This is a genomic window from Micromonospora sp. CPCC 205554 (genome assembly GCF_036902745.1).
Lineage (GTDB): Bacteria > Actinomycetota > Actinomycetes > Mycobacteriales > Micromonosporaceae > Micromonospora > Micromonospora tulbaghiae.
On the sequence record NZ_JBAKHP010000007.1, the window covers coordinates 1 to 22152 of the forward strand.

The 22152-nt window shown below is 72.3% G+C and carries 14 protein-coding genes; 11 read left to right on the forward strand and 3 right to left on the reverse strand.

Annotated elements, in window-relative coordinates:
- The coding region (locus V6U82_RS11825) for a non-reducing end alpha-L-arabinofuranosidase family hydrolase (protein ID WP_334460922.1) at window positions 1-1021 on the reverse strand (1021 nt) is incomplete at its 3' end.
- Between the two features lie 310 nt (window positions 1022-1331).
- Between V6U82_RS11825 and V6U82_RS11830 the strand changes: the two genes are divergently transcribed.
- From V6U82_RS11830 to fxsT, 7 genes are all read left to right on the forward strand, one after another.
- The gene (locus V6U82_RS11830; protein ID WP_334460923.1) at window positions 1332-3377 is read left to right on the forward strand and encodes a hypothetical protein; all 2046 of its coding nucleotides are present in this window, start codon (window positions 1332-1334) and stop codon (window positions 3375-3377) included.
- Between the two features lie 10 nt (window positions 3378-3387).
- Window positions 3388-5649 (forward strand): hypothetical protein, encoded by a 2262-nt coding sequence (locus V6U82_RS11835; RefSeq protein ID WP_334460924.1) that lies wholly within the window; start codon window positions 3388-3390, stop codon window positions 5647-5649.
- 275 nt (window positions 5650-5924) lie between these two features.
- Complete coding sequence (locus tag V6U82_RS11840; RefSeq protein WP_181726516.1) at window positions 5925-6098, forward strand: hypothetical protein; 174 nt, start codon at window positions 5925-5927, stop codon at window positions 6096-6098.
- Between the two features lie 6 nt (window positions 6099-6104).
- Complete coding sequence (locus V6U82_RS11845) at window positions 6105-8411, forward strand: FxsB family cyclophane-forming radical SAM/SPASM peptide maturase (RefSeq protein ID WP_334460925.1); 2307 nt, start codon at window positions 6105-6107, stop codon at window positions 8409-8411.
- Window positions 8399-9211, forward strand: coding sequence for an aminoglycoside N(3)-acetyltransferase (locus V6U82_RS11850; RefSeq protein ID WP_334460926.1), 813 nt, complete (start codon window positions 8399-8401; stop codon window positions 9209-9211). Before V6U82_RS11845 ends, V6U82_RS11850 begins: the two co-directional genes overlap by 13 nt.
- A 129-nt stretch (window positions 9212-9340) precedes the next feature.
- Window positions 9341-10531 (forward strand): TIR-like protein FxsC, encoded by a 1191-nt coding sequence (locus tag V6U82_RS11855; RefSeq protein ID WP_128136600.1) that lies wholly within the window; start codon window positions 9341-9343, stop codon window positions 10529-10531.
- Entirely contained in the window at window positions 10528-14463 is a 3936-nt protein-coding gene (gene fxsT / locus V6U82_RS11860) for an FxSxx-COOH system tetratricopeptide repeat protein (protein ID WP_334460927.1), read from the forward strand. Before V6U82_RS11855 ends, fxsT begins: the two co-directional genes overlap by 4 nt.
- Here the strand turns inward: fxsT and V6U82_RS11865 are convergent.
- Window positions 14441-15361, reverse strand: a complete 921-nt coding sequence (locus V6U82_RS11865; protein ID WP_128136602.1) for an alpha/beta fold hydrolase — start codon at window positions 15359-15361, stop codon at window positions 14441-14443. The two genes, fxsT and V6U82_RS11865, sit on opposite strands and share 23 nt — an antisense overlap.
- Window positions 15362-15402: 41 nt before the next feature.
- Complete coding sequence (locus V6U82_RS11870) at window positions 15403-18906, reverse strand: NACHT domain-containing protein (RefSeq protein WP_334460928.1); 3504 nt, start codon at window positions 18904-18906, stop codon at window positions 15403-15405.
- A gap of 131 nt (window positions 18907-19037) precedes the next feature.
- Here V6U82_RS11870 and V6U82_RS11875 point away from each other — a divergent pair, with 131 nt between their 5' ends.
- From V6U82_RS11875 to V6U82_RS11890, 4 genes are all read left to right on the forward strand, one after another.
- Window positions 19038-19682, forward strand: coding sequence for a class I SAM-dependent DNA methyltransferase (locus V6U82_RS11875; RefSeq protein ID WP_334460929.1), 645 nt, complete (start codon window positions 19038-19040; stop codon window positions 19680-19682).
- Between the two features lie 82 nt (window positions 19683-19764).
- Window positions 19765-20112, forward strand: coding sequence for a DUF1330 domain-containing protein (locus tag V6U82_RS11880; RefSeq protein ID WP_334460930.1), 348 nt, complete (start codon window positions 19765-19767; stop codon window positions 20110-20112).
- On the forward strand, window positions 20109-21152 hold the full coding sequence (locus V6U82_RS11885) for a P1 family peptidase (RefSeq protein ID WP_334460931.1): 1044 nt from the start codon (window positions 20109-20111) through the stop codon (window positions 21150-21152). The genes V6U82_RS11880 and V6U82_RS11885 overlap by 4 nt, the downstream gene beginning before the upstream one ends.
- An 80-nt stretch (window positions 21153-21232) precedes the next feature.
- Window positions 21233-21976, forward strand: a complete 744-nt coding sequence (locus V6U82_RS11890) for an EcsC family protein (RefSeq protein WP_128136606.1) — start codon at window positions 21233-21235, stop codon at window positions 21974-21976.
- Window positions 21977-22152: the final 176 nt, after the last annotated feature.

Consider the following 22152-nt stretch of genomic DNA (forward strand, 5'->3'; position numbering starts at 1 on the left):
AGCCGGAGATGCTGCCGGTGAACAGCGGCTGCGCCGACGACCACCCGTTCGGGTTCGTCGGGTTCGTCGAGGTGCGGTACGAGAACGCGGTCGGTCCCCACTGGTAGGCCAGCACCCAGATGTTGCGCGGCGCGAAGTAGAACAACGTCGGCGCCACGGTCCCCGACGACATCGCGTTCTGGCTGGCGGAGGCCATCTGCGACCAGTTCGAGAACAGACCGAAGTTCATCGACCCCCACGACGACCCGGTGTCGTGCGTCGTGGCGTACACCAGATGCTGCCCGTTGTACGGCACCACGGTGAAGTCCTTCAGCGACACCCAACCCGAGCGCGGCTGCGCCAGCACACCCGTGGACGACCACCGGTACGACGACGGCAGGTTGCAGGTGCCACCCGGAGGCGGCGTGGTCGGCGGCGGCGTGGTGGGGTTGCCTCCGCCCCCGTCGACGCGGACGAGCTGCCACTGCTGGTTGGCGCCGTTCCAGTCGTCGTACTGGACGATGTTCCCGCCGTCGGCGGTCGAGGCGCCCTGCACCTCCACCACCTTGTTGCTGTTGCGGTTGATCAGGCGGACGTAGCCGCTGTCGGAGTCGGCCAGCCGGAACTGCTGGTTGGTCCCGTTGAGGTCGGACCACTGCACGATGCTTCCGCCGTTGGCGGTCGACCAGTTGTAGACGTCGAGCACCTTGCCGGACAGCCGTGACTTCACCCGGTAGTAGCCGCCGCCGGAGTCGACGAACTGCCACTGCTGCTGGTTGCCGTTGTTGCGCGTCCACTGAGTGATCCGCGCGCCGTCGTTGGTGGCCAGGTTGTAGACGTCGAGCGCCTTGCCGCTGTTGCGGTTGACCAGGACGTACCAGGCGTTCGTGTCGACGCTCGCGGCGGCGGCGGGCGCGGACACGACCGCCACGGCGCCGGCGCCGACGAGTACCGCTGCCGCGCCGGTGGCGACGACGCGCGGCAGCCATCCGCGCCGTCGTGGCGGCGACACAGTCGATGGGGACCTACCGAAAGCAAACATGTTCCTCCCTCAGATCAGACACGTTGTGAGCGCTAACAATCCGTCGAAGCGCACTGATCCCACACCCGGCCTGCCACGCGGCCAGTCGCGCCCGCCCGGTGAGCCGCCCAAGCCGCCGCCCTGTGCCATCGACTGTGAGCGATAACACGTCGTTCGTCAAGTCGTAACAGTCGATGGCTGACGGACGCGTGACGCCACGGGGCCATGTCAGCTTCTCGACCCAGCACTACCGCCGCCCGCACCACGGCCCGACAGTGCACACGGCTGGAGGGTGGTGGGGGAGTTGGGGCAGCCGGCGGACGAATCCGTCATGATCCGGGACTGGTTCTTCGTGCCGCGGGTGTCCGTCGAGGACCGGGCCGCGGTCTTCGGCGTACGGACCCAGGATCCACGGGTCGAGTTCGTCGCGCTGACCATCCGGTACTGGACGGACGCGCACGCCACGCGCTCGATGACCCGCGAGCGGGTGCTGGCCGCGATGACCGGCCGCATCACCCCGGACAACGTCTGGGATCTGGTCTCGATGCTCGCGCGACTGCGGCTGGCCGAGGCGTTCTTCGACCTGGCCGCCTCCGACGTCGACTCCGACGGCGCGTTCCGCCGCCACCTGCTCGGTCTCGACCCCGCGCTGCTCGACGCGATGCGGCACTACGCGGCCTGGAACGGGATCAACCCGAAGCTGTTCCTGGACGGCTTCGCCGTCGGCGTCGGGGAGTCAGTCGCGACGGTGGTGGTCGACCTCGGCAAGCTCGTGCAGTTGATCGGCCGTCTCCAGCAGGAGCAGTTCACCACGCTCATCGTGCTCACAGTCGACCCGCGCGCCGGTGTCCGGCGTCTCGCAGACCAGGCCACTGTCGTACGCCAGACGCTGGCCGGGGTCGTCGCCGCGCTGGACCCGGCAACGATCCCGGAACGGTTGCTGGCGCTGTGGCGCGGCTGGGCGGCCCAGTTCGCCCGGCACCTGGACGACCTCGACCCGTTCGCCGCCGGGCGCCTGCTCGGCCGCGTCGCCGGCGACCTGTACCAGGTGCTCACCGGCCTGGTGCAGCTCGCCCGGCTGCTCGGCGGCGTCGCGGTGCGCGCCGCCGTCCGGTACGTGCCGCTGCTGCTCGCCGGCGCCCGGGAGGCGCGCCTGATGACCGCCCAGACGGCCGCGCTGCTGGTGGCGATCGGCCGGGCGGCGATCGCCGCCACACCCCGGGTGGGCCTGGCGGTGCTGCGGACGCTCTTCCCACCGAAGGTGCTCGACGCGTTGTTCCGGCAGGGCCGGGCGCTGCTCGTCGACGCCGAACTCACCCTGACCGTGTTCAACCAGGCGGCGCACGCCGAGGCGTTCGCGGGTGCCGGGGCGGGCACCCGGCTCGGCGCGCTGGTGAGCCTCGACGGCCGGCCGGTACTGATGGCGAGCATGTCGGAGACGGTGTCGTCGGCCGGCCGGGCGGCGACCCGGGCCGAGCTGACCGAGGCGCTCGACGAGATCATCAAGCGGGTCGAGGACCTGCGCGAGCTGAAGCCGCCGAAGACACCCCGGGACATCCAGGCCACCGTTGTGCGCGCGGCCATCGCCCGGCAACTGGAACAGCGGCTGACCACCGCGTTCAACCGGGCGCTCCAGACCGCCGCGTACGAGGAGTTCCGCGCGTTGCGCAAGGCCGGGCAGGCGCAACCGTGGCGGCTCGGCCAGCAGGTGCACCGGCGGATGGCGGCCGAGGTCGCGCAGCTCGTCGGCCGGTCACCGGGTCTGGAACCGTTCGCGGAGAAGTCGCTGGCGACAGTGGTCGAGGCGGTCCGCGCGGGCCACCCGGAGCTGGCGCCCGCCCTGCGCGGATCCGAGGCGGTGCTGCGCCGGACGGTCGCCCAGATGCTGCTCGGCCACCCGGACCGGGATCTGCTGCTGCGGCTCGTCGGGTTCACCGGCAACCCGGCCGCGACCGGGGCGGAGAAGGCGCTCGCCACCCACCTCGCCGAACGGTTCCGGTGGAAGGCGTCCACCACGGTCGGCGAACTCCGCTCCGACCTGCTGCTCGTCGACCCCGAGGTGGCCCGCGTCACGAACGTCGACTGGACCTCCTCGACGAAGCTGGAGCGCTTCGAGAAGACCTGGGGAACTGTCGCCGACGACCTCGGGGAGACGTTCGACGGTCGCTGGGAGGCGATCGCGGAGGCGTACCGGCGAGCCGCGAAGGGCGGTGTGCCGGCCGAGGTCGTCGCCGGCCTCGACGAGCTGACCGCGCACGCCGTACGCGAGACGGTCGTCCGCCAGGCCGCCCTCAGCCAGTTGTTCCCCGGGTTCTTCGTCACCTCGCACGAGATGACGTACCGGGGGCTGCACGCCCTGTTCGAACTGCCGCTGTAGAGGAGCACCGATGGGCAGAGTCGTCGTCGCCGACGCCGATCCGGCGACGCTTGGTTTCAGCACCGCGCATTCCGACCGGTACGTCTACTCCAACTACTTCGTACCGGTCCGGCTCACCTTCGGCGGTGGCGAGACGCCCATCCTGCCGTTCTACGTCAAGCAGGCGCTGATCGAGGCGATCCGCTACGGCGGGCTCGACGGCGACCGGCTGCCGCACCTGCTCAAGGAACTCGGCCTGGCCGACCTGTGGAAGGCCAACGAGCTGGACGCCGCCACCGAGGCGCTGCCCGGCGCCGACTCGGGCATGTCGTACCGGGAGCCGCCGGCGCGACGCCAGACGCTCCTCGGCGACCAGCAGGCGGAGTTCCTCGCCGGCCTGCTCCAGTCCGACGTGGGCATCGCGTTCCTCGACCGTACCCGGATCCGGCCGGTGGGCTTCGCGCTCGGCGAGCACGTCTACGCGCTGGCGCTCGCCCCCGGCGAGGAGGCGGTGCTGGAGCAGCGCACCTACACCAAGCGCGAGCTGACCCTGGAGGAGCAGAACGAGTCGGAGCAGCAGACCGACGTCGAGCTGACCAGCGCGCTCACCACCGAACTCCAGGAGGGCTTCGAACGGCAGAAGTCGCTCACCGACACCTGGGGGCTCAACGCGAGCCACACCGGCCAGTACACCAGCCCGACCGGCGTCTGGGGCACCTTCAACGCCAGCCACACCATCGGCTTCGCCACCAGCGTCACCGCGGCGAGCCAGGAGACGAGCCGCCGCGCGGTCAAGGACAGCCGGACCGCCACCTCGAAGGTCGCGGCGCGCTACCGCACCCAGCACAAGACCGACTTCAAGCTGGTCAGCGAGACCGGTACGGAATCCTCCTCGAAGCGCACCGTCCGCAACCCGAACCGGGCCACGCCCATCACGCTGCACTACTTCAAGGTGCTGCAACGGCTGGAGCTGGCCCACGAGCGGTACGGGGCACGGGTCTGCTGGGCTCCCACGATCAAGGATCCGGCGTTCGCCTTCGCCCAGAAGATCACCGACGGGCGCCGGCGGATCCGCGACAACGCGGTCGCCGCGCTGCCCCCGATGCCGGTGAAGCCGGAGCGCCCGCCGCGTGGCGCGCCCGCCGCTGTGGAGACGCGGGTCGTGTACTCCCCCGTGGTCACGCTCGACAAGTGGGGATTCACCGGGGACATGAGCGCGGACTACGACGTCGACGTCGCGTTCGACGCCGGCTGGGAGTGGGACGGCGACATCGACACGATCCGGCGGAACCTCACGCTGATCACCCGCCGCCCGCCGGACGCGATCGCCGCCCGGGTGGTGGGCGTGCCGGTGGTCACCGAGGCGGACGGCCGGGCGGTGCTGCGCGTACGCGTGCACGTCGGCGCCCGGAGCTGGCTGGCCGGTCCGGGTGCCGACGTGCAGCTCGCCGCCGGGTTCCGGCGTACCCCGACGGTGGTGGACCAGACCGCCGACGACGCGGCGTACAACGCGCTCGTCGCCGGCTACCTGACCGATCTCCAGGAGTGGCAGGACCGGCGCGACGAGGCGATGGCGGCGGCGGAGACGGCCGGGGACGAGTTCGAGGCGCGGTTGCGGGCCGGCTTCTCCCCGGTGAACGAGATGGTCTCGCAGATCGTGGAGGCGCACTTCCCGGCCAGCGTGCGGGACGAGGCGTGGGAGATCGACTTCTGGCACCGTGTCTTCGACTGGGAGCGCGCGTCGTTCGTGGCGTACCCCGGCTGGTGGTCCGGGGGTGACGCCCGCGCCCCGGAGCGCGACCCCGGTGACTTCGTCAACGCGAGCTGGGCGAAGCTCTACCTGCCGGTGCGGGCCGGCATGGAGCTGACCGCGCTGCGGTGGATCTTCGGCAAGGTGGTGGCGACCAGCCTGGCGCCGCAGGTGGAGCGCGAGCTGGCGGCGTTCGTGGACGAGCTGACGACGTACCGGACCGGCCACCTCGGCACCGGCGACGAGATGCCCGAGCTGACCACCGAGTGCCAGGACGTGCCGGAGCGGGTGTACTGCCTGGCGAGGTGGACCGAGTTGATGCCCACCGACGGCACCCACCTGGAGGTGGTGCAGGGGGCCACGACAGCGGCCGACGCGGTGACCGCCAAGGAGATCAGCGACGCGGAGGCGCTGCGGGCGGCGCTGCTCGACGGCGAGGTGCAGACCAACCGGCTCCGGACCAGGGCGTACGACCAGATGACCGAGCCGGCCGACGTCGGCATCCACCTCGGTACGCCGTCCGGGAGCGGCCCGGCCGTCTGAGCCGCTCGTCCACCCCGGTCCCTCGGCTGACCAGGGGATCGGGGTGGACGATTTCTGGCAAAGTCTGAACTTTCGATTCGTGGTCCAGATGGGCAAAAAGGCGCATAATTGATCCCTTACGGTCGCTCCCCCGGGCGACGACGACGCCGGCCGGCGAACCGTCCAAAAAGAACCGTCTCCCCACCGGTGGGTCGATGGCGCTGGATCCCTGAAGCCACTAGGTTGGCCGTCGCCGCTGTGCTCGGCCGGCGCGTACACGAACCTAAGGAAGACTCATGACAACCGCACCCTTGCGCCAGGATGAGCCCCCGGTCTCGCTGGGCAGGGTCCGCGCGGAGCCGCTCGACCGGCTCTCCGCCGCGGACATCTCCCCCATCGTGCGCCGGGTGATGGCGGCTCACCTCGATCAGACCCGGATCGCGGCGGCGAAGTTCTCGTCGTTCATCTGATCCGCGATGGCCCCGGGGCCCGCCCGCGCGGCGCTCACCGAGTTCGTCCTCAAGGTGCACGCCAGGTGTGACCTGGCGTGCGACCACTGCTACGTCTACGAACACGCCGACCAGAGCTGGCGGCGCCGCCCGGTACGGATGACGCCGGACGTGCTCCGGGCCGCGGCCGGGCGGATCGCCGAACACGCCGCGGCCCACGACCTGCCGGACGTCACTGTCATCCTGCACGGCGGGGAACCGCTGCTGCTCGGCGCCGAGCGGCTGGGCGAGGTGCTCACCGACCTCCGGCGTGTCATCGACCCGGTCACCCGGCTCCGGCTCGGCATGCAGACCAACGGCGTCCTGCTCTCCGAGCGGTTCTGCGACCTGCTCGCCGGCCACGACGTCGCGGTGGGCGTGTCGCTCGACGGCGACCGGGCCGCCAACGACCGGCACCGGCGCTTCCGGTCCGGTGCCGGCAGCTACGACCAGGTGCTCCGCGCGCTCGCCCTGCTGCGCCGCCCGGCGTACCGGCGGATCTACTCCGGCCTGCTGTGCACCGTGGACGTGCGCAACGACCCGATCGCGGTGTACGAGTCGCTGCTCGCCCAGGAGCCTCCGCGGATCGACTTCCTGCTCCCGCACGCCACCTGGGACGACCCGCCGTGGCGGCCGGCGGGCGGCGGCACCGCGTACGCGGACTGGCTGCGCGCCGTCTACGACCGCTGGCGGGCGGACGGCCGGCCGGTCTCCGTCCGCCTCTTCGACTCGCTGCTGTCCACCGCCGCGGGCGGACCCAGCGGCACGGAGTGGCTCGGCCTCGACCCGGTCGACCTGGCGGTGATCGAGACGGACGGCGAGTGGGAGCAGGCGGACTCGCTCAAGACCGCGTACGACGGCGCGCCGGCCACCGGCATGACCGTCTTCTCGCACCCGGCCGACGACGTGGCGGCCAGCCCGCTCCTGGCCCGCCGCCGCTCCGGCCGGGCCGGGCTCAGCGACGAGTGCCGGCGGTGCCCGGTGGTCGACCAGTGCGGCGGCGGTCTCTTCGCCCACCGGTACGGCGCCGGGCACTTCGACCATCCGAGTGTCTACTGCGCCGATCTGAAAGAGCTGATCGTGCACGTGAACGAGAACCCACCAGCACCCGTCCGGCTCGACGCCGGCCTGCCCGACGACTTCATCGACCGCCTCGCGGCCCTGACCGGCGACCGGGTCGCCATCGGCCGGCTCGTGGAGGCACAGATCGCCATCGTCCGCGCGCTGCTCGCCGAGGTGGCCGACCGGCTGCCGGCCGACGGGGCCGGAGCCGACGGCTGGGCGGCGCTGACCGCCCTCGACCGCAGCGCGCCGGACTCCGTCGCCCGGATCGCGGCCCATCCGTACGTGCGGGCGTGGGCTGTCGACTGCCTCGCCGGCAGCGGCACCGGCGCCCGGCAGGGACCGGACTACCTGACCGCGATCGCCGTCGCCGCCGCGCTCGACGCCGGCAGTGCGGTACGCCTCGACGTGCCGGTGCGGTCCGGCCGCCTGCACCTGCCCACAGTGGGCACGGTCCTGCTGCCCGAGGTGGGCGACGGCGCCGCCCGGGTCGAGACCGGCCCGGGTTCGCTGCGGGTGACCGCCGGGGACGTGACGGTCACGGTCCGCCCCGGAGCGCCCGGGGACGCGCCGAGGTGGTGGCCGACCCGCGTACTCGCCGCGCCGGACGTGAGCGTCCTGCTGGAGGACGGCGACCCGCACCGGGACTGCCACCGGCTGCCCGCCGGCGACCGGCTCGACGACGCCGGCGCCGCCCGCTGGGCCGAGACGTTCGCGGCGGCGTGGCAGGTGATCCGGGACGAGGTTCCGGGCCACGCCGAGGAACTGCGTACCGGGCTGCGGGCCGTGGTGCCGCTGCGGCGCAGCGGCGCCGGTGTCAGCGAGGCGTCGACCGCGCGGCAGGCGTTCGGCGGTGTCGCGGCCACGGAGACCGATGCCGGATCGCTCGCGGTGCTGCTCGTGCACGAGTTCCAGCACAGCAAGATGAACGCCCTGCTGGACGTCTGCGACCTGGTCGACGGCACCCGGCCGATCGACATCACAGTGGGCTGGCGGCCCGATCCGCGTCCCGCGGAGGCCGTCCTGCACGGCATCTACGCGCACGCGGCGGTGGCCGGCATCTGGCGGATCCGGGCCGACCGTCAGGTCGACGGCGCGCAGGCCGTCTACCGCCGGTACCGCGACTGGACGGCCGAGGCGATCGGCGCGCTGCAACGGGCGGACGCGCTCACCCCGGCCGGTTCGCGGCTGGTCCGGCAGGTCGCCCGCTCGATGTCCGGGTGGCCGTCGTGACCGCCGCCCGGGCCGCGTACCGGGCCGGCACGCTCGCCGCCGACCTGCGCGCGCTCGGGCTCGGCCCCGGTGACGTGGTGCTCGTGCACTGTTCCCTGCGCGCCCTCGGACCGGTCGACGGTGGGGCGGGCGCCGTGGCCGCGGCGCTGCGCACGGCCGTGGGTCCGGCCGGCACCGTCGTGGTCCCGGCGCAGACGCCGGACAACTCGGTGAGCAGCGCCGCGTACCGCGCCGCCACCGCCGGGCTGACCGACGAGGAGCGCCTGGCGTACGAGGACCGGATGCCCGGCTTCGACCCGGCCGTCACGCCGTCGTTCGGGGTCGGCGCGTTCGCCGAGCACGTACGCCGGCTGCCCGGCGCGGTCCGCAGCCGGCACCCGCAGACGTCGTTCAGCGCGTGGGGGCCCCGGGCGGAGGAGCTGATGCGCGTCCACGACCTGGACTCCCATCTCGGGGAGCGGTCCCCGCTGGCCGCCCTGGAGGCGGCCGGCGCCCGGACGCTTCTGCTCGGTGTCGGTTATGCGACATGCACCGCGCTGCACCTCGCCGAGTACCGGTTGCGCCGCCCGCCGCGGCGGCGTCCGTACCGGTGCTACGTGGTGCGCGACGGCCGCCGGGAACGGCTCGACTTCGAGGCGCCGCACCTCGACGCGGCCCTGTTCAGCGAGATCGGCGCGGACCTGGACCGGGCGGCGTTCACCCGGCACGGCACGGTCGGTGACGCGCCGGCCCGGCTGCTGCCGATATCCGACGCGGTACGCGCCGCCGTGGCGTGGATGGACGCCCACATCGGACGGTGAGGGCCTGGTAACCCGAGCGCAACCTCTCTACCCTGATCGATAGACGCCGTGTCGTGTCGACTGGGGAGCAACGCGTGATCATTGATGGTGGGGGGTCAGGCGCTCTTCCCGTGGAACGGTCGTGTCGTCGTGACCTCTGAGCGGCCCGCGCTCCCGGGCCCGCCCTACTTCTTCCTCAGCTATGTCCCTCCGCCGACGCACAACGACCGCACCCCGGGCGACCACTGGGTCCGCCGCTTCTACCACGATCTCAACCTGGCGATCGACGGCCGGCCCGGCGACCGGTTACGCCGGCAGGGTTTCGCCGACTTCATGGTGCGGCCGCCGGACGACCGGACGGAACGAAAACGCAGCGCACTGGCCGAGGCCGAGGTGTTCGTGCCGTTGTACTCACCGGACTACCTCAACCGGGACGACTCGCGCCGGGAACGGGAGTGGTTCCGGCAACGGCTGATCCGGGCCGGCCGACCGCCCGACGGCGACAACATCCTGCCGGTCCTGTGGATCCCGTCGCCCGCCGCCGTCCACGCGCCCGACCAGGCCCGGGCGGTGGCGATGGCCTCCGACGTGGACGCGTACGCCGCGAACGGGATGAGCGCGCTCTGCCGGCTCCAGAAGTTCCAGCACGCCTACAAGGAGGTGCTGGGCCGGCTCGCCCAGCACATCGTCGACACCGCCGAGCAGACGCCGCTGCAACCGGCCGAGCCGCCGACCGGCCCGACCGACCTGCCGTCGTCCCCGACCAGCGAGGTGCCGTTCCGGGCGGTGGTGATCGCGCCCGAGGAACCGGCCGACCCGGGCCGGCTCAACGGGCGGTCCGACACGCACGCCGGCCGATGGCGCCCGTTCCGCGACCGGCCGCCGGTGGTCGACGACGTGACCGACGCGGTGCAGCGGCTGCGGATGCCGATCGACGTCCGCGACTTCGTCCCCGACGCCGGACTGTTCCGGGGCTGCCCGGGCGTACTCATGATCGATCCTCGGGTGGTCGAGACGCCGGACGGTGCGGAGGCCGTCCGCGCGGCCGTCGCCTCGCTACACCGCTGGGTGGGCGTCGTGGTGATCATCGAGGACTCGTCGCCCGGCCGCCGCTCCCACGCGGCGGTGCTGCTCGACCGGGCCATCGCGATCATCCCGGCCGCGGCACGCCCGCTGGCCGTCACCACGTACGACGACTGGCGGGCCGGGATCCACGGCCTGGTCGACCGGATGCGCCGCCGCTACCTGGAGGCGAGACCGGCCTACCCGCCGCCGGGACGGCCGATCAGCAAACCCCGGCTCTGGGAGAACCCGCCGCCCGACGAGGGAGTGGACACATGACCCGACGCGAGGGACAGGTCGTCACCTTCTACTCCTACAAGGGCGGCACCGGCCGGACGATGGCGCTGGCGAACGTCGCCTGGATCCTCGCCGCCAACGGCAAGCGGGTCCTCGCCGTCGACTGGGACCTGGAGTCCCCCGGCCTGTCGCGCTTCTTCGCGCCGTTCATCGACCGGGACGCGCTGGAGAGCACCGGCGGGGTGATCGACCTGATCCGGGAGTACGAGTGGGCGACCACCACCAAGCAGGACAAGGGCGACGACCGCTGGCACGAGCAGTACGCCCGGGTGCACAAATACTCGTTCTCGCTGAACTGGTCCAACTTCCCCGGTGACGGCACGCTCGACTTCCTCGGCGCCGGCCAGCAGAACAACGACTACGCGGGCGCGCTCGCCGGGATGAACTGGGACGAGTTCTACGAGCGGCAGGGCGGCGGCTACTTCTTCGACGCGCTGCGCGCCGACATGAAACGCAACTACGACTACGTGCTGATCGACAGCCGTACCGGGTTCTCCGACGTCGCCGACATCTGCACCATCCAGCTGCCGGACGTGCTGGTCACCTGCTTCACCCTCAGCGAGCAGGGCATCACCGGCGCGGCCAAGGTGGCGCGGCTGGTCGAGCACCGCTACGGGTCGCGGCGGATCCGGGTGCTGCCCGTGCCGATGCGCATCGACCCGGCGGAGAAGGTCAAGGCGGACACCGGGCGGGCGGTGGCCCGGCAACGCTTCAGCGGACTGCCGAGCGGGATGAGCGAGGCCGACCGGGACCGGTACTGGGCCCGGATGCAGGTGCCCTACCAGGCGTTCTACGCGTACGAGGAACTGCTCGCCACGTTCGCCGACCAGCCCGGCGTCAACGGGTCGCTGCTGTCCGCGTACGAGGTGCTGGCCCGGGAGATCACCCGGGGCGAGGTGGAGTCGCTGCCGCCGATGAGCAGCGCGGTACGCGAGCGGGTCAACGCCCGGTTCACCCGTACCTCCAACTCGGTGGAGAACGAGATCCTGCTCCGGCACGCCCCGTACGACCGGGTGTGGGCGGAGTGGATCGGTCACCTGCTGGTCTCGGCCGACGTCCGGGTGACCGACCCGTGGTTCACCGACGACGAGGCGCCCCGGACGGCCCGGGAGCTGATCATCGTCTCCGAGGCGAACGCCAACGAGGAGGCGGTGCTCGCCGCGCCGGACCGCTCGCCCGACCAGGTGCCGCTCGTGGTCTACGTGGCGGACGTGCGGCGCCTGGCGAACGTGCCCGCCGCGCACACCGTCTCGGTGGCCGGGCTGGAGGCGCGGACCGCCGCCGCGCGGATCCTGCGCCTGGTCGGCCGCGAGGGCGTCCCGGCCGACCTCGAACTGCCCACCGGTCCCCGGTTCCCCGGCCGCGACAACACGGTGTTCGAGGTGCCGGGCCGCAACAAGCGCTTCACCGGCCGGGAGGCGGACCTTCGCGAGCTTCGGACGCTGCTGCGCAGCAGCCCGAAGGTCGTGCTCTCCGGCACCGGGCCGGTGGCGTTGCAGGGCATGGGCGGCATCGGCAAGAGCCAGCTCGCGCTGGAGTACGCCCACCGCTACCGCGCCGCGTACGACATGGTGTGGTGGATCGACGCCGACCAGGTGCCGTTCATCGAGTCGGCGATCGGCGACCTCGCGCCCTACCTGGGCGTACCCTCGTCGGAATCGAACCGGGAGAACGCCCGGCTGGTGCTCCAGGCGCTGCGCCGCACCGACCTCCGCTGGCTGCTGATCATGGACAACGCGGACGAGATCGAGGGCGTCCTGCCGTACGTGCCGGACGGCAAGGGCCACGTCCTGATCACGTCCCGGAACCTCCAGTGGGTCGAGCGGGCCACCACCGTCCAGGTCGACGTGTTCAAGCGCGCGGAGAGCATCCAGCACCTCACCGAGCGGGTGCCGAACATGCGCGTCGACCAGGCCGACCGGATCGCCGCCCTGCTGGGCGACCTGCCGATCGCGGTGACCGCCGCCGCGGCCTGGCTCGCCGACACCGGCCACTCGGTCGACAGCTACCTCACCGAGATCGCCAAGTTCGGTCCGGGCGCGGTGATGGAACCGAACAGCAACGTCTCCGTGGAGGCCACCTGGGAGCTGTCCCTCAACCACCTGCGGACCCGCAACCCGGCCGCCTACCGGGTGCTGCAACTCTGCTCGGTGTTCGCGCCGGAGATCTCCGCCGACCTGGTCTACAGTGACGAGTTCGCCGAGGCGCTCGTGCCGTTCCACCCGCAGGCGAAGGAAAGGCTGGTCCGCCAGCAACTGGTGCAGCAGGCCAACCGGCTCGCCCTGGTTCGGGTCGACCTGCGGGCCGAGAACCCGTCCGGCGGCGAGCGGGGCCGGGGCGGCCTGGTGCTCATGCACCGCCTGCTCCAGCACGCCGTCCGGTCCCGGATGACGGAGGCGGAACTCGACGAGGCGCGCCAGCAGGTCCACCTGGTGCTCGCCGCCGCCCGGCCCGAGGGCGAGGTCGACGACCCCGACGGGTGGCCGCGGTTCCGGGTCATCTGGCCGCACCTGGAGGCGTCCAAGGCGCCGCTGAGCCGCAAGGTGGAGGTGCGGGCGCTGATGATCGACCGGGTCCGCTACCTCCAGTTGCGCGGCGACCTGGAGACCGGCCGGCGGCTCGGGCAGGAGGTCGCGCAGACCTGGGAGCAGATGCTGGCGGAGGAGACCGACCCGCGGGCACGCGACGACCTGCGCCGGCAACTGCTGCACCTCCAGTTCAACCTCGCCAACATCCTCGCCTTCCTCGGGCAGTTCACCGAGTCCCGGGCGCTGGACGAGGAGGTGCTGGCGGCCCAGCGGGAACTGCTCGGCGAGGACCACCCGCACACGCTGATGACCGCCGGCGGGCTCGCCCGCGACCTGCGCGGCATGGGCATGTACAACGAGGCGCTGCGCCTGGACGAGATCACGTTCAACGCCTGGAAGCGGAACTTCACCGAGGAGCACCCGCGTACCCTCGCCGCGCTCAACAACCTCGCCAGCACCCAGCGCCTGATGGGCGACTTCCGGGAGGCCCGCAAGAACGACGAGATGGTGCTGGCCGGGCGCCGCGCGATCCTCGGGGAGAATCACCCGGACACGCTCGCGTCCTCCGCGTACGTCGGCATCGACATGCGCGACGCGGGCGACTTCGAGCAGTCCGTCACCCGCCTGCGCAGCGTCCACCGGGACCTGCTGCACACCGCCGGAGCCGAACACCTGATCACCCTGCGGACGCAGACGAACCTGGCGGTGTCGCTGCGTGCGGCCGGGCACGCGGTGGAGGCGGGCAAGCTCCTCGAAGCCGCGTACGAGCTGCTGAACGAACGGTTCGGTCCGGACAACCCGGAGACGCTCACCTGCCGGCTGAGCCTGTCGATCAACCTGCTCACCGTCGACCTGTTCCAGCGCGCCAGCCGGGAACTCACCGAGGTGCACCGCATCTACCAGCGCAACCTCGGCCCGATGCACCCGCTGACCCTGGTCTGCATGGTCAACCTCGCCATGGTGGCCCGCCGCGCCGGGGACTTCGCCGAGGCCCGGCAGCTCGCCGGCCGGTCCGCCGACGCGCTGGCCGGTGTGCTGGGCAGCGGGCACCCGTACCCGCTCTCCGGCTGGATGAACCAGGGCATCTGCATCGCCGAACAGCCGGACCCCCCGGACGGCCGGGAGGCCGCGGACCTGGAGGCGCTGAGCCTGCTGCGGCGCGCGCACGACGGGCTGGTCCGGATCCTCGGCCGCGACCACACGAACACGCTGCGCTGCCGGGCGAACCTGGTGGTGATGCAGGAGCGGGTGGAGAGCGGCCGGCGCGCGGAGCTGGAGGCGGTCACCCGCGAGCTGACCTACCGGCTGGGCGAGAACCACCCGGCGGTCGAGGCCGCCCGGGAGAGCCGGTTGCAGCGGCGCATCATCGACCCGCATCCGATCTGACCGCGGCGCGCTCCACCGGGTCGGCCAGCCAGGCGAGGATCTCCGGCAGCACCTCCACCGCGCCGAAGTGCGCGCTGCGCGGCTGCACGTGCAGTTGCGCGCCGGGGATCTGCTCGGCCAGCCAACGGGTGTGGCTGGCCGGGGCGAAGTTGTCGTCGGCGCCGTGCCACAGCCGGACCGGCATCCGGATGTCCGCGAGCGTGATGCCCCAGTCGGCGCGCAACGCGAGGACGTCGTCGATCCAGCCGTGCGGCCCCTGGCGCAGCGCCTCGGCGTAGGCGTCGGTGAGCTGCCGGCGGATCGGCACCCCGGCCACCACCCGGCGGTCGGCCTCGGTCATCTGCTCGACCAGCAGCGCCAGCAGCGAGCCCGGATCGTCCATGGTCCGCTCGGCCCGCAGCCGCAACTGCTCGGCGAGCACCGGCACGTCGCGCTCGGCGGCGCCGTAGTCGCGGACGTTGGCGTCGGTCATGCCGCCGAACCAGTCCAGCCCGGCCGCTCCGGCCGGTGCGAGACCGACCAGGACGGCGGTCCGCCGTACCCGGTCGGGCAGCAGCGCGGCGCAGGCCAGGGCGTGCGGGCCGCCGCCGGAGCGCCCCACCACCGAGAACCCGTCCAGGCCCAGGTCGTCGGCGATGGCCGCGACGTCCGCGGCGGCGTCCGCGACCCGGCGGCCGGGCAGCCGGCTGGAACCGCCGTAACCCGGCCGGTCGTACGAGATCAGCCGTACGCCCAGCCGGTGCAGCACGATGGACCGTGGTCGTGGACCGTTGCGGCTGCCGGGCGTGCCGTGCATCAGGAACACGGGCCAGCCGCGTTCCGCCCCGGCGATGTCGACCGCCAGGTTCCTCCTTCCCGTTCGGACGATGTGCTCTCGGTGCCGGGGCGAGTGTGCCAATCGGGGCCTCCGAACGGGTGGTGACGGCACGGGCGGCGTGGTCAGACCGCCTCGGCGGCCGGGATCTGGCCGGTGTGATCGGACGGGCCGGCCTGACCGGTTCGGTTGGACCGGCCGGCGGACGGGTCGGACGCGGCGAGGACGCGCAGCGTGTCGAGGGCTGACGCCAGCGAGACCTCGGCCGGCACCCGGTCGTAGGCCCGCAGGTAGTCCAGGAGCAGCCGGCACAGGCTCGCCTCGTCGAGGAACTCGTCCGGCAGCCGGTGCGCGAGCAGGGCGTGCATCGTCCTCGGCGGGATCTTCGGCCAGGCCAGCTCGGCGTACTCGTTCAGCGCCATCAGCAGCCACAGCGCGGTGCGGTTGTCGACCCGCGCGGCGGCGAACTGCTCGGCCATCTCGGCCGACACCACGCCGTCCTCCAGCGGCAGTTCCGCGAGCCGGTCCTCGATGTCGGCGAGCACCCGGCGGACCCGGGGCACGTACCGCTGGGGAAGCCGATGGAGCCCGTGCCGCAGGATGAGCGCGTGCAGCACCGCGTGGTCGTCGGTCGTGCCGAGCGAGTCGACCAGTTCCGGGAACTCGTCGATCAGGTACGGGCACGAGATGATCAGCTCGGGCGGCGCGGTCGGCGAGTCGGGCAGGCGGCTCAGCGCCACCCGGGTCAGCCCGCACACCACCTCGCGGGGCAACTGCGCGCCGTCCTCGGCGAGGCACTCCAGCAGGACCGTGGCGCTCGTGCTGGACACCGCCTCCGGTGACTCGACGGCGCGCGCCCACAGCCGCCGGTAACTGCGCTCGTCGTACAGGATGAGCTGGTGCAGGGACGGCACCGGCCAGCGGCGGGTGGCGAGTGACACCAGGTCGGCGTGGAACCGGCCGGCCTCGAAGCTGTCCGGCTGCTGGCCGCGCCACGTCCGCGCGCCCGCCTGCAACTGCCCGTAGGTGGTGATGTCGCCGAGCAGCCGCGCCTCCTCGGCGGCCACGTTCACCGTCTCCCCCCGGCCTTCGCGCCGCCGTTCGGCGATGATCCGGCCGTCGGCGTCCCGGTTGAGCCAGCTGATCATCGCGAGCTGGCCCTTCTCGTCCAGCCCCGCCCGCCACAGCCGCACGGTGGACATCCAGGTCGCCTCGTCCATCAGGTCGGTGTGGCGTACGCCGTCGGGTGACACGAGCGCGGCGAGCGCGACCAGGTTCGCGGTGTACGCGGCGAGCAGCCGCACCGGGTCGTACGGGGCGGGCCGGTAGCCGTCGACGCCGGCCAGGTCGGTCCGCTGCCGGGCCTCGGCCAGCAGGCCGGCGATGGTCTCCACGATCGCGTCCCGCTCCTCCGGGTGGCGGGAGCTGAGATCCCGCGCGAACTCGACCAGCGCCTCCCGCTTGACCAGCGGCTGGTGGGAGAGCAGTGCCCGGAACTGACCGGTGTCCAGCTGGTAGCCGAAGCCGGCCGGGCTGCGGGTGTGCCGCCGCAGCTCGGCCAGGCTCCGCAGCGCGCCGATCACGTACTCGGCGATCAGGAAGTCGCCGATGGTGGTGTGCAGGAACTCGTACGTGCGGCGGGCGTCCTCGCCCTGCACGTCGTCCGGGCCGTACACGACGAAGAAGGCGGCGGTGACCAGCTGCTCCGGGCCGAGCACGTCGCCGAGTTCGAACCGGGCGCCGTCGCCGGCCCCGGAACCGAAGCAGCCCAGGTCGGCGCGGAGCGCGGCCCGGTTCACCAGCTCCCGGTTGCGGTTGAACATGGCGAACGCGGTGATCGCCAGGTCGCGCCGCAACTGGTGCTCGCGGGCCTCCCGTTCGTGGTGCGGCAGGGCACGCGGCGCCTTCTCGCTCACCTGCCGCCTGATGAACGCGGTGAGCAGGCCGGTGAACAGGTCGGACCGGGAGATGGCTGCGCCGGGACGGCGGTCGGCCCAGTGCTCGTTGTAGTAGATCGCCAGCAGCGTGAGCAGCAGCGGCTGGCGGGCCAGCTCGCCGTGCGACAGCAGTTCCCGGGCGGACAGGCGGCGGTAGCCGGGCCGGTCCTCGTTCGCCGCGTTGACGGCGGCCAGCCAGGCCGTCACCTGGGCGTCGGTCAGATCCTCCAGCCGGACCAGCACGGTGCCCTGCGGCACAGTGGCGCGGTCCATCACCAGGATCCTGGAGGTGATGATCGGGATGACCGAGTAGCCCAGGTCCCACTGGGCCTCCTGGAACTCGGCCACCCGGTCGATGTACTGCGAGTGCGCCGTACCGGTGACCTGGACGAGTTCGTCGAAGCCGTCGAAGATCACCACGACAGTGGTGTGCTCGGTGGCCCGGCGCAGGTCCGCCCAGCGGATGCGCTCGTCCATCACCTGCTCGATCGCGGCCTCGATCTGCTCGGTCGGCGACGAGTCCCCGGACATCCGGCGCAACGGCACCACTATCGCGGTGAACCGGCTCGCCGGCAGCCGGGCCGCGATGACCTTGGTCAGCAAGGTCTTGCCGGCGCCCGGCTGGCCGAGGAGCAGCAGCGGACGGTGCAGGCTCGCCGGGTCGGTCAGGTACTCGGAGAGGAACCCGACGAGGTCGCCCCGGCGCGGCTGGTCCTCCCACCAGCGCTCCCGCTCCGGTGACGTGTGCTTGCCGTATTCGGCGGCCCGGAAGTCAGGGCTGATGAAGCCGCTGTCCACATCCGGCAGCCGCAGGTGGAAGTCGACGTCCTTGATCCGCAGCAGCGGCTGCCGGAACACCGCCGCCAGCGAGCCGGTGAGCCGGTCGAGGGACTCGCGGAGCAGGTCGGGCCGGTCGGGGGCCACCGGGCCGGACAGCTCGGCGAGGTTGCGGTAGAGCTGCGCCAGCGCGTCCAGCCGGGCCGAGACCTCGGTGGTCAGCGTCCGGTTGTCGATCAGGTTGTGCTCGATCGCCTGCCGGAGCATCCGGAACCCGAACTCGGGGAGGTCGGCGGCGAGCCGGTCGAAGCGGTCCTCGTAGTGCCACATGGCCCGGCCCACGACGCGGGAGCGCATCGACGTGAGGTCGAGCCCGCGCCGCACCGACGGCCAGGCGGCGAGGCCCTCGCAGAACGCGATCGTGGCGTCGTACAGCTTTACGTAGGCGGCCTCGACGTCCCGCCGGGTGTCGTCCATGCCGTGCACGGAGGAGGGCAGCGGGAAGTAGCCGCCGTCGATCTCCTGCGGAAGCGTGTGGTGCCGCCGCTCGGCCGGCACCATGCCGACCTTTTCCTCGTCGGTCAGTTCCAGCCTGTCGAAACCCGGCCCGACCTCGTCGCGGAAACCGTCGAAGAACGCGGAGAGGGCCAGCACGGTGTGGCTGGCCTCCAGCAGCTCGTAATACGATTTCCCGCCGGTCGCCCGGATACGCCCGGCCTGGTTTCCGGTGGCGTCCCGGACGAGCTGCATCAGCGCGTTCTTCGGGCCGAGCAGCGCGAGCGCCGTGCCCTTGGAGAGGGCGCCGGCGCCCAGGATGCCCGCGCTGACGACCTTGTCGGTCTCGGTGATGCGCGCGCTGCCGGGGGCCAGCAGTCGTAACGCATCTCGATAGCTGAGGCTCGAACGGCGCGGCATGCCGCCCCTTCCGCTGCTGGCGATCGGGATTCTTCAAGGATAGAAACTTCAGTGACGGAAAGCTATCGATTCCTCACCGGGCGGAAGCTTTGCGACGACTTTTCCATTCATTCATCTCATTCATCCGGTAAATGCGGCCACGGCGCCCCGGCCGCTATGGTCGACGGGTGGACAACACACGGGTACGGCAGGCGTACGGCGCGGTCGCGCCGCTCTACATCGAACTGTTCGGCACCACCGGCCACGTCCACGCGGACGACCTCGCCCTCATCGGCCGCCACCTGACCGGCCGGACCGGCCCGGTGCTCGACCTCGGATGCGGACCGGGCCACCTCACCGACCACCTCCGTTCGCTGGGCGTCGACGCCACCGGGATCGACATGGTTCCCGAGTTCGTCGCGCACGCGCGGACGACGCATCCGGACGGCGCGTACCGGCTCGGGTCGCTGGACGACCTCGCCGTCCCCGACCACTCCGTCGCGGGCATCCTCGCCTGGTACTCGCTGATCCACCTCCCGCCGCCGGACCTCGACGCGGTGCTGGCCGGGTTCCGCCGCGCGATCGTCCCGGGTGGACGGCTCGTGGCCGGCATCTTCGTCGGCGACGAGGTGGGCGCCTTCGACCACAAGGTCGCCACCGCGTACCGCTGGCCGTTGGACGAGTTCTCCGCGCGGCTGCGGCAGGCCGGGTTCGCCGAGGTCGAGCGCCTGACGCGCCTGGACGACGACGCCCACCGCCCGCACGCCGCCGTCGCGGCCGTCGCGGCCGGCGGTTGACCGGCCGGCCGTCGCGGGCGAGCGCGGATGCTCACCGCCGTGCGAAGATCAACGTTTGGAGCCCGACGGCCGGAAGGACGCCATGCCCGCGTACGTCATCGCCCACCTCCAGGACGCCGCCCCACACCGGGACATCGCCGAGTACGTCGAGCGACTCCCGGCCACCCTCGCCCCGTACGGCGGTCGCTTCCTCGTGCACGCCACGCCGCACGAGGTGAAGGAGGGCGCCTGGCCCGGCGCGGTCGTGATGCTCGGCTTCCCGGGGATCGCCGAGGCGCGGGCCTGGTGGGACTCGCCCGCCTACCAGGAGATCGCGCCGCTGCGCTCGCGGCACATCGAGGGCGACATCATCCTGGTCGAGGGCGTCCCCGACGACTACTCCCCGACCGGATTGGCGCAGGCGATCCGGGCGTCGCTGCCAGACGCGTGACCCAGGCCGGCCGCCGCTCCCGGGACCTCGGGATCGTCGTCGGGTCGCTGCCCACCGGGCCGCACAACGCGATGACCGACGTCCCCGGCGTCCTGGTGGGCCACGCCACCGTCGACGACCGCGCCGACCTGCACACCGGCGTCACCGCGATCGTGCCGGAACAGCTCGGCCCCGGACGGTGGACGCTGCCCGCCGCGGTGTACGCCGGCAACGGCCACGGGAAGCTCGTCGGCTCGACCCAGGTGGACGAGCTCGGCGTACTCGAATCCCCGGTCGTGCTGACCGCCACGCTGTCGGTGTTCCGGGCGGCGGACGCGCTGCTCGGGCACCTGATGGAGCGCCGGCCGGACGGGCTGTCGTTCAACCCGCTGGTCGGTGAGACCAACGACGGGCACCTGTCGGACATCCGCCGCCGCCCGATCACCGACGCCCACGTGCTGGCCGCCGTCGCGGGAGCGACCGGCGGGCCCCCCGTCGAGGGCTGTGTCGGGGCCGGCGCAGGCACCACCGCCCTGGGCTACAAGGCGGGCATCGGCACCTCGTCCCGCACGGTCCGAGCCGCCGGCCGCACGCAGACGGTCGGCGCGCTGGTCCAGTCCAACTTCGGCGGCGTCCTCACCGCGCTCGGCGTACCGCTACCGGTGGACGAGCTGGTCCCGGCCGCCGACCGGACCGAGCCACCGGGCAACTCGTGCATGATCGTGGTGGCGACCGACGTACCGCTGGACGCGCGACAGCTCCGGCGGCTCGCCCGCCGGGCGGTGTTCGCCATGGCCCGGGTGGGTGCGTCCTTCAGCAACACCAGCGGGGACTACGCGATCGCGTTCACCACGTCGGATCAGCAGCCGATCCCGGACGCCGCGATCGATCCGGTGTTCGCCGCCGTACTGGACGCGGTGGAGGAGGCGCTGCTCAACTCGCTGTTCACCGCCGTCACCACGACCGGCGTGGGCGGCCGTACCAGTCACGCGGTTCCTCACCGGGCGGCGGTCGAGCGGCTGGCGGCGGCGGGACGGCTCACGGGCCGGCCGTACGCTTGATCCACTGTCGACGGACGGCCGTGACCGACGGACGACAGTCGTGTTGACAGCGGTGATCGATACGGCTGGAGTGATTCGCCATGGACGACACCGCCGAATCGCGGCTCGACAGTGAGCAGCCCGCCCCCGGGGACAACGACGACGACAAGACGAGCCGTACCGCGTTGGCGCTGGTCAACACCGTCAACAAGGTGGTGCGCAACGGCATCGGCCCGGTGACCGGCTCGGCGGCCTGGGCCGAGTCCCGGCTGCGGGCGGTGCAGGGCGACAGGTACGACAGTTCCCTGCTCGGCAATCGCGGCGGCACCCCCGCAGAGGACGTCGACAAGGTGATCGGACGGCTCATCAAGGAGTCGGTCATGGCCGCCGGGTCGGCCGGGTTCGTCACCGGTCTGGGTGGCTTCCTCACCCTGCCGATCACGCTGCCCGCGAACGTCGCGGGGGCGCTCGTCATCAACGTCCGCCTGGCGGGAGCGATCGCCTACCTGCGTGGCTACGACCTCGACGACCCGCACACGCAGGCGATGATCCCGCTCGTCGCGGTGGGCTCGAACATCCAGTCGACGCTCAGCGCGCTCGGGGCCCAGATCGGCGTCAAGCTCACCGAGCAGGCGATCAGGAAGGTCTCCATCGACCTGATCCGCAAGATCAATCAAAAGCTCGGGTTCATGCTGCTCGCCAAGTACGGCACGAAGCGGGCGGTGATCACGCTGGCGAAGGCCGTACCGCTCGTCGGCGGAGTCGTCGGCGGCGGCATCGACGCGACACTCACCGGCGCGGTCGGCCGGTCCGCCAACAAGCTGTTCACCCCGCTCACCCCCTGATCGGCGGGTATCCCGCTCGCGGTGCCTCGCCGTCGGCCGTTCGGCGAGGCGCCGGATCCGATCATCCGCGGCGTCGATGCCGATGCTCCGGCCGGCACCGACCGCTTCGTCACTCATGGCACCGGTAAGGGCCGGTCTGTCGGCTCAGCGACACTCCCCGGCGGACACGTCGCTCC

Excerpts from the sequence above, each read along its gene's own strand:
- V6U82_RS11880 (WP_334460930.1), top strand. The coding sequence starts at position 19,765 with ATGCCCGCGTACGTCATCGCCCACCTCCAGGACGCCGCCCCACACCGG.
- V6U82_RS11890 (WP_128136606.1), top strand. The coding sequence starts at position 21,233 with ATGGACGACACCGCCGAATCGCGGCTCGACAGTGAGCAGCCCGCCCCC.
- V6U82_RS11835 (WP_334460924.1), top strand. The coding sequence starts at position 3,388 with ATGGGCAGAGTCGTCGTCGCCGACGCCGATCCGGCGACGCTTGGTTTC.
- fxsT (WP_334460927.1), top strand. The coding sequence starts at position 10,528 with ATGACCCGACGCGAGGGACAGGTCGTCACCTTCTACTCCTACAAGGGC.
- V6U82_RS11875 (WP_334460929.1), top strand. The coding sequence starts at position 19,038 with ATGCGGCCACGGCGCCCCGGCCGCTATGGTCGACGGGTGGACAACACA.
- V6U82_RS11830 (WP_334460923.1), top strand. The coding sequence starts at position 1,332 with ATGATCCGGGACTGGTTCTTCGTGCCGCGGGTGTCCGTCGAGGACCGG.
- V6U82_RS11845 (WP_334460925.1), top strand. The coding sequence starts at position 6,105 with ATGGCCCCGGGGCCCGCCCGCGCGGCGCTCACCGAGTTCGTCCTCAAG.
- V6U82_RS11840 (WP_181726516.1), top strand. The coding sequence starts at position 5,925 with ATGACAACCGCACCCTTGCGCCAGGATGAGCCCCCGGTCTCGCTGGGC.
- V6U82_RS11870 (WP_334460928.1), bottom strand. The coding sequence starts at position 18,906 with ATGCCGCGCCGTTCGAGCCTCAGCTATCGAGATGCGTTACGACTGCTG.